The organism is Arthrobacter sp. 05T45, from assembly GCF_056395875.1.
In genome coordinates this window covers 403,360-414,751 of sequence record NZ_JBFTKI010000002.1, presented here as the reverse complement: position 1 = coordinate 414,751, position 11,392 = coordinate 403,360, and the positions used below count along the sequence as shown (strand labels likewise).

Annotated in this window: 10 protein-coding genes and 1 pseudogene; 9 read left to right on the top strand and 2 right to left on the bottom strand. The window is 66.2% G+C overall.

The features are described from left to right. From AC1DGD_RS04535 to AC1DGD_RS04500, 8 genes and pseudogenes are all read left to right on the top strand, one after another. Positions 1-279, top strand: a pseudogene (locus AC1DGD_RS04535) (3-oxoadipyl-CoA thiolase); the annotation flags it as partial. Between the two features lie 205 nt (positions 280-484). After that, on the top strand, positions 485-1,546 hold the full coding sequence (locus AC1DGD_RS04530) for a hypothetical protein (protein WP_476856036.1): 1,062 nt from the start codon (positions 485-487) through the stop codon (positions 1,544-1,546). A 123-nt stretch (positions 1,547-1,669) separates the two neighbouring features. Beyond that, positions 1,670-3,634, top strand: a complete 1,965-nt coding sequence (locus AC1DGD_RS04525) for an aconitate hydratase (RefSeq protein WP_476856035.1) — start codon at positions 1,670-1,672, stop codon at positions 3,632-3,634. A 37-nt stretch (positions 3,635-3,671) separates the two neighbouring features. Next, positions 3,672-4,757 carry a DUF3616 domain-containing protein gene (locus AC1DGD_RS04520; RefSeq protein WP_476856034.1) on the top strand — a complete coding sequence of 362 codons (1,086 nt, stop codon included), beginning with the start codon at positions 3,672-3,674 and terminating at the stop codon, positions 4,755-4,757. Positions 4,758-5,023: 266 nt separating this feature from the next. Beyond that, positions 5,024-5,332, top strand: a complete 309-nt coding sequence (locus tag AC1DGD_RS04515; protein ID WP_230008448.1) for a hypothetical protein — start codon at positions 5,024-5,026, stop codon at positions 5,330-5,332. A gap of 74 nt (positions 5,333-5,406) precedes the next feature. Then, positions 5,407-5,922 carry a hypothetical protein gene (locus AC1DGD_RS04510; protein ID WP_476856033.1) on the top strand — a complete coding sequence of 172 codons (516 nt, stop codon included), beginning with the start codon at positions 5,407-5,409 and terminating at the stop codon, positions 5,920-5,922. Positions 5,923-6,050: 128 nt separating this feature from the next. After that, positions 6,051-7,322 (top strand): MFS transporter, encoded by a 1,272-nt coding sequence (locus AC1DGD_RS04505; RefSeq protein WP_476856045.1) that lies wholly within the window; start codon positions 6,051-6,053, stop codon positions 7,320-7,322. A 96-nt stretch (positions 7,323-7,418) separates the two neighbouring features. Then, a complete protein-coding gene (locus AC1DGD_RS04500; RefSeq protein ID WP_476856032.1) occupies positions 7,419-7,736 on the top strand; it encodes a hypothetical protein in 318 nt (105 codons plus the stop codon). A gap of 38 nt (positions 7,737-7,774) precedes the next feature. Here AC1DGD_RS04500 and AC1DGD_RS04495 read toward each other — a convergent pair whose 3' ends face one another. Continuing rightward, a complete protein-coding gene (locus AC1DGD_RS04495; protein ID WP_476856031.1) occupies positions 7,775-9,478 on the bottom strand; it encodes an alkaline phosphatase D family protein in 1,704 nt (567 codons plus the stop codon). A gap of 71 nt (positions 9,479-9,549) precedes the next feature. Then, positions 9,550-10,329, bottom strand: coding sequence for a potassium channel family protein (locus tag AC1DGD_RS04490; RefSeq protein ID WP_476856030.1), 780 nt, complete (start codon positions 10,327-10,329; stop codon positions 9,550-9,552). A 197-nt stretch (positions 10,330-10,526) separates the two neighbouring features. On the opposite strand from AC1DGD_RS04490, the gene AC1DGD_RS04485 reads away from it, so the two are divergent. Next, complete coding sequence (locus tag AC1DGD_RS04485) at positions 10,527-11,378, top strand: MIP/aquaporin family protein (protein ID WP_476856029.1); 852 nt, start codon at positions 10,527-10,529, stop codon at positions 11,376-11,378. The last annotated feature ends 14 nt before the right edge of the window (positions 11,379-11,392 follow it).

Below are 11,392 nucleotides of genomic sequence, written 5' to 3'. Positions count from 1 at the left end.
GGCTGGGACCAGGTCGGCGCCGTCGAACTGAACGAGGCGTTCGCCGCGCAGTCCCTGGCCTGCATCAACGCCTGGGACATCGACGCGGGAATCGTGAACCGGCACGGCGGCGCGATCGCCATGGGCCACCCGCTCGGCGCCTCCGGCGGGCGGATCCTGGGCACCCTGGCCCGTTCCCTGCAGGCCTCCGGGCAGCGCTGGGGCGTCGCCGCGATCTGCATCGGCGTCGGCCAGGGCCTCGCCGTCGTGCTCGAAAACGTCACCACCGGGCAGGCATAACCCGCAGGCTTAACCCGCAGGCATAACCTGTCGGCACAACCAGCGACGGACTGAGGGAATGCAGCACTGGCGGTCGGACACCGGGAGGTCCAAGCTTTAACCATTCGACGCGGGCCAAGTGTGGGCATCCCGGCCTCCCTGGACTGCGCGGCGAGTGTGACGGCACGGCGAGGGTGATGGCACGGCGGGTGCGAGGAGAGCGACGATGGTTGACACGGCAGCGCAGACTCTTCGGGCCGGGGCGCGCAACGACCTTGTGACGCAACTGCTGGGCATCTGGCTCCTCCTGGCTGTGTTCCTGGACGGCTGGGCCCACCTGCACGTTCCCGGGTTGGAAACCTTCTTCACCCCCTGGCACGCGGCACTCTATTCGGGCCTCGTGGCCACCGCCGCGTGGACGGCAAGCGTGATCTGGAGGAACCGCCAGCCCGGGCGGCCATTGACCCGGTCGGTGCCGGCCGGCTACCGGGGCACGGTCATCGGACTGGTCCTGTTCGCCGTCGCGGGCGTCCTGGATCTGGCCTGGCACGAGATCCTGGGCATCGAAGTCTCCCTCGATGCGCTGGTGAGCCCCACCCACTTGCTGTTGGGGTTCAGCCTCTTCCTCATCCTCGGCACCGGTATCCGCAGTGCACGGGCCGCCGGCGGCGCAGAAGCCTTCTCATGGACGCCGGCTGCATTGTTGTCTCTCGCCCTGATGACGGGCTTGGGAGCCTTCTTCCTCATCTACTGCTCGGCGTTCGTCCGGACCCCGCCGGCTGTCCCCTATCTGCAGACGCCGATCGGGAGCCCCGGGCACACCCAGGCGGAGCTGCCCCCGGCCCTCGGACTGGCCAGCTATTTGGTGACCACAGCGCTGATTATCGCCCCCTTCCTCTACACCTTCTCCGGAGCCCGAAGGCCGCCTTTCGGTATTGCCACCATCCTGGTCGCCGTGGTGGCGTGGCTGCCGCTGGCCATGTCGGGGCTGCGCCCGGCCGCGGTCGCCGGTGCTGCCGGAGCGACGATAATCGCGGTAGCGGCGGATCTGCTGCTTGCCCGACGGCCGGGCCCGTGGCTGAGGCGCACGTTGCCGGCGGTCACCGCCGTGCTGGCGGCACTCATCTGGACCGGCCAACTGGCTGGGATCGCCCTGGCGGCATCGATTCAATGGCCAGTGTCGATGTGGCTGGGAGCCGTTGTGCTGAGTGCGGGATTGGCCGCGGCACTGGCCTTCCTCAGCTCGTTGAACACCAGGAGCGCACCGTTTCCGGCAGGGCCACGATGAGCGTCAAATCCCCACTGTTCCCGGCGCCCGGAGTGGGCTAATTTGGGGATAAAGGGGAGTGCCCGGTGCCCGGTTCGTTGACGGCGGAGGCATCCGGCCTCGCCATCGAGTAAGGAACACACCGTGGCCTACAACGTGGCCCAAAAGCTCATCGCATCCCATCTGCTGGCCGGGGAGATGATTCCCGGCCGTGAGATTGGCCTGCGTATCGATCAGACTCTCACCCAGGACGCGACCGGGACGCTGGTCATGCTTGAACTGGAGGCCATCGGGCTCGACCGGGCACAAACTGAGGTGTCCGTGCAGTACGTGGACCACAACTTGTTGCAGGCCGACAGCAGGAACGCTGAGGACCATGATTTTCTCCGCTCGGCCTGCCGCCGGTTTGGTCTGTGGTTCTCGAAGGCCGGAAACGGGGTGTCCCATCCGACCCACATGCAGCGGTTTGGCCGTCCGGGCACGACCATGGTCGGTTCCGACAGTCACACCCCGGCCGCTGGGTCGCTGGGGATGCTGGCAATCGGGGTCGGCGGCACCGAGGTGGCCCTGGCCATTGCGGGCGAGCCGCTCTACCTGAAGATGCCGGAGATCTGGGGCGTGCGGCTTACCGGCAAGCTGCCACCGTGGACCAGTGCCAAGGACGTCATCCTCGAAATGCTTCGCCGGCACGGCGTGAAGGGCGGCAAGGACCGGATCATCGAGTACTACGGTCCCGGCCTCGCCACACTGAGCGCGATGGACCGGCACGTGATTGCCAATATGGGCGCCGAACTCGGTGCGACGAGCACGGTCTTCCCGGCCGACGACCAGGTGCGGGCCTTCCTGCGCTCCGAACAGCGCGAGGACGATTTCACCGAACTCCTCGCCGATTCCGGTGCCACCTACGACGTGACCGACGAGATCGACCTGGCCTCGATCGAGCCGCTCATCGCCCTGCCCAGCTCGCCCGGGAACGTCGTTCCGGTGCGGGAGGTCACTGGGAGGCCGGTGGCGCAGGTCGTGATTGGGTCCTCAGCGAACCCGGGCCTGCGCGACTTCGCAATTGTCGCCGCCATCACGAAGGGACGGCAGTGCCACCCTGGACTGTCTTTCGACGTCAACCCGAGTTCCCGGCAGATCCTGCAGGACCTCACCAGGATGGGGGCCACGTTTGATCTGATCAGCGCCGGAGCCCGACTGCATCAGACCGGATGCATGGGCTGTATCGGGATGGGACAGGCCCCCGCGAACGGAAGCAACAGCCTGCGCACGATGCCCCGCAACTTTCCCGGCCGTTCGGGCACGAAGGAGGACTCGGTCTACCTGTGCTCGCCGGAGACGGCTGCGGCTGCTGCGCTCACCGGAATTATCACCGACCCGCGGGACCTGACGGAGCTTTTCGACCTTGAGTATCCCGAGATCGAACTTCCCGCGGTGTCGAGCGTGAACGTGGCAATGCTGGAGGAGCCGTTGGCGCCGGAGGAAGCCGGCAAAGTAGCGCTGGTCAAGGGCGAAAACATCTCCTCGCTTCCGGTCTTCGGCCCACTCGCCGACCGCATCGAGGCACCAGTGGCCTTGGTGGTGGGCAACGATGTCTCGACGGACGAGATTCTGCCAGCCGGTGCGCGCGTTCTGCCCTACCGCAGCAACATCCCCAAACTCGCCGAATTCACCTTCGACCAGCTCGACCCCACCTACGCCGCCCGCGCCGCCCAAACCCGCGACTCCACCGGGCACATCCTGGTCGGCGGCACGAACTACGGCCAGGGATCCTCACGGGAACACGCAGCTATCACCCCGCGCTTCCTCGGGCTGCGCGCAGTGGTGGCCGTCTCCTTCGCGCGGATCCACTGGCAAAACCTGGCCAATTTCGGCGTCCTCGCAGTCGAGTTCACAAATGCGGCCGATCATGACCGCATCGAACAGGACGATGTGCTCGCGCTGACAGGGATACACGACGCCCTGCTCACAGGCAAGGAGATCCTCGTGGAGAACCGGACCCGAGACGAGGTCTACCCTGTGCGGCACAGTCTCTCCAGCCGTCAGGTGGACATGCTCCTGGCAGGTGGCCTCATCCCTTGGCTGCGCGAACGGAGAGCGCGGGAATGAGCTGCCGATCACCGCTGACGAGGATGGGTGTGCCGCGGTGAGCGGATGGCCGCGGCCGGACGAGCCCTCCGGCGAAATCAGCCTCGTACTCGACCAGCGCAGCACCCTGGATCCGAAGGCTGACCTGCGCGACGGGTTGTCCGCGGTCGCCCGGCAGGGTTCCCACCTTTGGGTCGCCAATGACGAGACGACCAGCCTCGAACGGCTCACCCTGGAGGCTGGCGGCCAGGCCCGCACCCACCGCAGCTTCGACCTCACCCACCTCCTTGAGCTGCCCGGGGACAGGGGTGAGATGGACATCGAGGGCCTCGATGTCGAGGATGACACGCTGTGGCTGCTTGGATCGCACAGCTCGGCCCGCAAACAGGTCAAGAACAACGCCACACCCGCAGAAGCGCAGGATTCCCTGGCGACAGTGGAGGTCAGCCAGCGCCGTCGGGTGTTGGCCCGGCTTTCGACTAAGGCCCTCCTCGATCCGGACGGCGGCCGGACGGGGCAGCAGCAGCGCCCCGCCGTGCTGGGCCTCGGCCGGGGCACGGGCCTGGTGGATCTGCTGGCTGATGACCCACATCTTGGAAGCTTCATCCAGTCCTCGACGACAGGTCGCCCGATCCCGGGCAAGGACAACGGCATTGACTGCGAGGGCCTCGCCGTAGCGGGCGACCGGGTGTTCATCGGTCTGCGGGGGCCGGTGCTGCGTGGGTGGGCGATGATCATAGAGCTCCAGGTTGGCGGCGGGCCCGGCTTGGAGCCGCAGCCGATCGGTCCCGGGAATCGTCGCTACCGCAAGCACTTCCTTCGCCTGCATGGTTTGGGCGTGCGGGATCTGTGCCGTCACGGACGGGACCTGCTCGTCCTGGCAGGACCCACCATGGAACTCGACGGGCGCGCGGCCGTGTTTCGCTGGCGGGGCGCGCTGACGTCGCAGGCCGAGGCCGTCCTGCCGAAAGACGACTTGCATTGCGAATTTGACGCGCCGTTCGGTGAGGACGAGGACCATGCCGAGGGGATCACCGTTCTCGACGATGACCGGTCGGCCTTGGTGTTGTATGGGACGCCGTCGGGGAAGCGCAAGACCGGACGCCACGCGATCAAAGCCGACGTCTTCCGCCTCAGCACATAGGAACCGGCGCCGCGACAGTCCCGGGGAGATGTTCCTACTTGCTGCCGGCCCACTTTTCCCAGCCAGGCCTGCAGGAGAGGAACGACGACGTCGCTGTGCATCGCGCCCAGGTGATCGAGTGCGGGGAGTACTTGGGAATAGCCGTAGTTCACTTCGGAACGCCCTGGCGCCATGGCGGCCCGATGTCCCTGCTCTGGCGCACACCGGCGCAGGGGGCGAGAATGGGGTCGTGCTCACCCTGATCGAACCCCACGGGAAGGACTTTCATGACGCTGTATCAGCCTGAACCGGTCGAAATCTCAACGAGGATGCGGCCGGGGGAGTGGACCGAGGAAAGCCTGGAGATGCTCGTCGCGTCATATCGCGAGCAGCTGTCGCGCATGGGGGCGGCCGCCTCCGAGATCGACGTCGTGATCGACCGCGACGACGGAGGCGGAGTCAGCGTGGTGGCGTCCTGGCTCAAGCCTGACGTGGCGCAGGAACTGACAGAGGTGAAGGACGACGCCGGGCTCGTGGCGATGGATCCTGACGCCGGGTCAGTGCGGCCGGCGCACGACGATTCCGCGCCCCGATAGAACTTCTGGGCCCGCCATGCCCTCCGGTAGGGTGATGTTTCCCGAAGCAACCCTTCGATCAGAGTGGAGCATTCATGGCACCGCAGATTTCCGGAAAAATCGATAAGAAATTGTTCGGGCTCTACCTCTCGGACCACCTCGCGGGAGCCACAGCGGGGCAGGGCCGCATAGAGCGCATGGCGCGCGACTTCACGGAAACCCCCTTCCACGCCGAACTTGCGGCACTTGCCACCCAAATCAGGCAGGAGCGGGAGTACCTGCGCGGACTAGTGGGGGATTTTGGCCTGCCACGGCGAACTCCGCGGCGGGTGGCGGCGTGGGTTGCGGAGCGTGCCGGCCGACTCAAGCTCAACGGGCGGGTGGTGAGCCGCTCGCCGATGACGCTGGTGCTGGAGTCCGAGGTCATGCGGTCGGCGGTGATGGGAAAACTAGGGCTGTGGCAGACGCTGCAGGATCTCTCCGGCGATCTGGGACTGGACGGTTCCAGGTTCGACGGACTGGCCACCAAGGCACGCGACCAGATCGCCACCCTGGACCGGGTCCATGAGTACGCCCGCCGGCGGTCGTTCTACACGAACCAGGGCAGCTGAGCAGACCGGGCATCGTCGGCTCGACCGTTCGCGTCCTGCCCTGCGCCTGGTGTGCACTGGCGCGTGCCGGCAGCGGAGACGAGAATGGGCTCGTGCTCCCTCCTCGCCCTGGCGGGGACGGCGACGCGATGAACGCCGCCGCCCGAAAGATTCAGCGCATCTATTTGACGTTGACGCTGGGCAATACCCTTGCGGCCTCGTTCATCTGGGGGATCAACACCCTTTTCCTGCTCGACGCCGGTCTCAGCAACTTCGAGGCGTTTGCCGCGAATGCCTTCTTCACGGCCGGCATGGTGCTGTTCGAGGTGCCCACCGGGGTGGTTGCCGACGGTTGGGGCCGGCGCGTCTCGTTCCTGCTCGGAACCGTGACCCTTGCCGTCTCGACCTACTTCTACTACCTGCTCTGGCAGTTCTCCGCCCCGTTCTGGTGGTGGGCGGTGGTGTCGGTCCTGCTCGGCCTGGGCTTCACCTTCTTCTCCGGAGCGGTGGAGGCCTGGCTCGTCGATGCACTGCGCTTCTCTGGGTTCGAGGGCGGGATGGAAGCGGTGCTCGGTCGAGGCCAGATGGTCGCCGGAGTCGCGATGCTCGCCGGCTCTGTTGCCGGCGGCGTGATCGCGCAGGCCACCAATCTGGGCGTGCCGTTCCTGATGCGCGTGGGCGTGTTGCTGGCCATGTTCGCGGTGGCGTTTGGGCTCATGCGCGACGTCGGGTTCACCCCCGAACGCTCGACCCATCCCCTCCAGGCGACCCGTGCTGTACTCGCCGCCTCGATCGAGAACGGCTTGAAGAATCCGCCCGTACGTTACGTGATGCTGGCCGCGCCGTTCACTTTCGGCGTCGGGATCTATGTGTTTTACGCCCTGCAGCCGTACCTGCTCGAGCTCTATGGGGACCCCCACGCGTATTCTGTCGCGGGCCTGGCGGCGGCCATCGTGGCCGCGGCGCAGGTGCTCGGCGGCTGGATGGCTCCGCGCATCCGGCGCCTTGTCCGCCGGCGCACCACCGTGTTGATCCTGAGCAGCGTCGTGGACACGGTGATCTTGGTGGTGCTCGGGTTCACCCACGTATTCTGGTTGGCCCTGGTGCTGTTGGCGCTCTGGGCAGTGGTGTCATCGGCGGGCATACCGGTGCGGCAGGCGTACCTGAACGACATGATCGCCTCGAAGCAGCGCGCCACAGTGCTCAGCTTCGATTCACTCATGGGCTCAAGCGGTGGCGTCGTGGTCCAGCCGCTGCTCGGACGGGCGGCAGATGTGTACGGCTATGCCGCGTCGCTGGCCATCGGCGGCGTGATCGAGTTGATCGCGGTGCCGTTCCTGCTGGCGAGCCGCCGGCAACGCCACCAGGCCGATCAGTCCAACGCCCCGACCACCACCAACACCGGATCCCAGCCGGCGTAAGACGCCAGCCGGAATAACACTTCGGCCATGCTCCTTACTTGGCGGGGCCTTCGGGGCCTACAGTGGGCGTGTAGAACCGTCGACAGGAGCGCCCCAGTGATTACCCTGCAGATCGAACACCAGGTCCGGGATTTTGACATGTGGCGGAGGGCTTTCGACAGCGATCCGCTGGACCGCGCTGCGTCGGGCGTGCGGTCATTCCGGATCTCGCGCCCGCTTGACCAGCAGGATTACGTAATGCTGGAGATGGACTTCGATACGCAGGCGGCGGCGGTGGACTTCCTGGGCCGGCTGCAGAACGATACGTGGAAAACGGGTGTGACGGCGCCGGCGCTGGTTGGTGAGCCATCGACCAGAATCATCGAAACGGTCGCCGTCGAGAACGTGGCAGCCGCTGACCGCGACCTTCGGTAGAACGTCTGCGCCGACGCGGGGATCACAAGAAACTCGCGTCATGCGTTTCGCTGTTGCCCCTGCTGTCCCTGGACGGGGTCGTGCGCGCTCCGCGGAGACACCGTGAGGGTGGCGACGCGTTCCAGCCTCGGATTCAGGTGGTCGCCGTCGTCCACCACCCCGGTCTGCCACCACAATTTCAGCCCTTCCGGTACCACCTCCAGATAGGCCACGTTGTTTTGGAACCAGGGCCCCCGGATGCCGGACCAGTGGAACGGCGGGTCCGGCACCTTGGCGGAGCGCGCGACCAAGGCGCCCACCGGGGTGGCCAAGCCGTAGGACATGATGGCCGCGAAGGACCTCATCAGGCGGGGCAACGGGTTGCGGATGGGGGAGCAGACGGCCTGCAGGATCCGGCTGCCAGAGGCACGCTCCACCTCCGCAACGTAGGAGTAGTGGACGTCCCCGGATAGGAAGGTGATTGTTTCCGGTGCCGGGCCGCGTTTGCCGTCGGCGACTTCGGTGGCCATGGCCGCCAGTTCCCGGAAGCTGTTTTGGAATGCGCCCCAGTGTTCCAGGTCCAGCGCCTGGCGCAGCTTCTCGCCGGCCCAGGCGGCACGGTTCCCCCACGCGCCCTCAGAGACGGCCTCATTCCACGACTCGACGTAGTGCAGGCCCATCGGCAACAGGAAAGGCAGGGACGTCGCCACGAGCAGGTGGCGGAAGCCGCCTTGCATCCGGTCGTCCAGCCAGGCCATTTCCACCGCATCGACCAGTGCCCGATCGTCCGGCGTCAGGTCCCGGGCTGCGCGGGAGTCAACGACGATGAGCCGGGTGTCGCCGAAGTCGCGGCAGTAGCTCCACCGATAGGATTTCGGGTCACGATCAGCCCGCTCCGCGAAGCTGTCCAGCTCGGCGCCCACATCGAGCTCATCCCCGCCTGTGTGCCCGATGATCCGCTGCCACACGGCATCCTCAGCCCGTTCCTGCGGTGACAGGTTCCCCAGATGCTGGTAGACCCAGTACGAGGCCAGTCCCGCGACGATCCGCCCACGCCACCACGAGGTCGCCTCCATCTTCTTCTTCCAGCTCAGCGACGTATTCCAGTCGTCGCGGATGTCGTGGTCATCGAAGATCATGGCGCTGGGCAGGGTCGACAGCAGCCATCGGTTCGCCGGGTCTGACCAGGCCAGAAAGTACAGGTGGGCGTATTCCTCGTAGTCCTTGAGCTCTTCGCCGGGGGGTGCCTTGATGTCTCGCCGGCCGCGGATGAACTCCTGCATTTGTTCGCTGGTCAGGTCCGCGTACACCTGATCTCCGAGGAAGGCCAGAAGATCCGGCCACGGCAAGTCTCCGCCGGAGGCCATCTTCAGCGCATAGGCGCGCAGTGAGTCGACGCCATGGGTCCGGTTGCCGGATGCATCGTGCGGGACACTGGTCCTGCAGGAGCCGTATGCCATCCGCAGCGGCTTACCGGTGGCCAGTGTGGCGATCATGGACGGCGGAAACCCGGATGAGGGGTCGGGCCAGGCCTGTGTTCCGTTGATATCGAGCGCGTACGGCGTCACCGTGGCGGGCTCCAGCCCGTCCAATTCCACCAGCGCGTAGTGGTGGCCGTGAACTGCGAATGTGCGGGCCTCCCAGCCCCGGCCGCCGGCACGGATGGAAATTCGGGCAGCGGTTTGGGTCTCCACCCAGACACTCGCCGACGTCTCATCCACGTACCGCACCATAGGGCCAAGCACCAGGGAAGGGGTGGTCATGAAACAGTTGTACCCGCTCCGGCCGGTTGCGGCCATGGCGTCAGGAAAGTCCAAGCGCAACGGAGGCAGCGTCAATGCCCCTGAGGCGGTTCCTTGGGTGCCCCTCCGAGGGCCGGGGTACTGCCGGAATCGCCCGGTCCCTGGGCCAGCTGGTCATGGAGCCTGCTGATCTGGGCCACGAGGCGGGCACGTTCCTCGCTGCCGATGCCTTCGTCCGATCGCCTCCGCAGATTGGTTGCTGCCGTCACACTTTCAACGAGCCAGGAGGACACCACCGCCGTGACCATGCTCAGGACTGCAAACCCGCCGACCATCAGCGTGGCCGCAGCCCACCGGCCCGGAACGGTTACGGGGTAGTAGTCGCCATAGCCGATCGTTGTGATGGTGACAATTGCCCACCACAACGAGTCGCCCATCGAGGTGATATTCGCGTTCGGTGCGCCCTTTTCGAAATTGAAGACGCTCAGGGCGACCGTGTAGAGCAGGAGGACCGCGGAGACAATGACGTAGGCCAGGACGCGGGTCCTGATGGCGGTGCCCGGGGCCCGTTCCATGACCCGGCGCAAGGTGAACGGACGCAGGAGCCGCAACGGCCGCGCAACGGGGAGCACCACCATGAGCAGGTCCAAGGGGTGGCGGACGAACCACCGGCCCCGTTGGGGCGCCAGGAGCAACTTCACAATGTAGTCGGCGCCGAAGGCGACCCACGTTGACCCCACGACGATTCCGAGAAGGTCGGCGTAGGGCTGCGGCGGTTCTGCAATGACGAGGATGGAGTAGGCCGCCAGAAAAACAAAAGCCGCACCGACGAGGGGCCACTCGGAATACTTTTGCCAGGTTTCTTGCCTCATGGCTGAATGCTAGGACTTTGTCCCTCGGATGTCCTTCGAAATTGCCACACTGACCCTAAGCGAGCCACCCGCTGGCAGCGAGCCACCCGCGGAGCGCTGACAACTGTCGCCGTCAGCGGTACATTGGCCTTCTGAGGTGGCAGACCGAGGCTGGGCACGGCAGACCACATGGCCAGAACCTGCGGAGGCGGACAGCCATGGCGGCAAATCAGGACAAAGACGGCGCTCGCCGGGACCACGCGCATCACGACGTCATACCCAACATACTTGAAATAGTGGAGCAAAGCGTCCTGCAGCGGATTGAGGACTTTAATGATCCGCGCCAGGAATGGCGGCGCCTGTTCTCGGAGTTATACGGCACGTTCCTGCTCGTGGTCGTCGCGGCCGGCGGCGGCATGATGGGCCAGGCGTTCCCCGGCGTCATCAGCCGCACGGCGGCAGTGGTGGCTCCGGGCCTGATGGTCATGGGCATCATCTTGTTCATGGGCAAGATCTCGGGCGCGCATCTGAACCCTGCGGTCAGCATTGCGTTCGCGCTCCGCGGTGACTTCCCGTGGCGCCGGGTGCCGGCCTACATCGTCGTTCAGCTCATTGGCGCGACGCTCGCCTGCCTGCTGCTGCAGGGCGTGATCGGGGTCTCCGCCACCTACGGTTCAAACTATCCGGCGGCTGGTTATTCGGCCGGCGCCGCGTTCCTGATGGAGGCACTGCTGACGATGGTGTTGGTCAGCGTCATCCTGGGAACCGCCTCCGGGGCCCAGAACGTCGGGCTGTTTGGGGCGTTCGGTGTCGGCGCATACATTGCCTTGGCAGGCCTGTGGGGCAGCCCCATCTCCGGCACGTCGATGAATCCGGCACGAACGTTCGGGCCGGATCTCGCCAGCGGAAATTTCAGCGACTACTGGGTGTATGTCGCCGGGCCGCTGGTCGGCGCGGCGGCCGCCGTCGGTATCGCATTCATCCTGCGCGGAGCGGGCGGCGGGAGGTCGGGCTCGGGAGCCGCGCAGGGTGCCCTCTTCACCGAGGCCGCCGAGGAAGATAAGCCGTAGCGGGCCGTGAACGT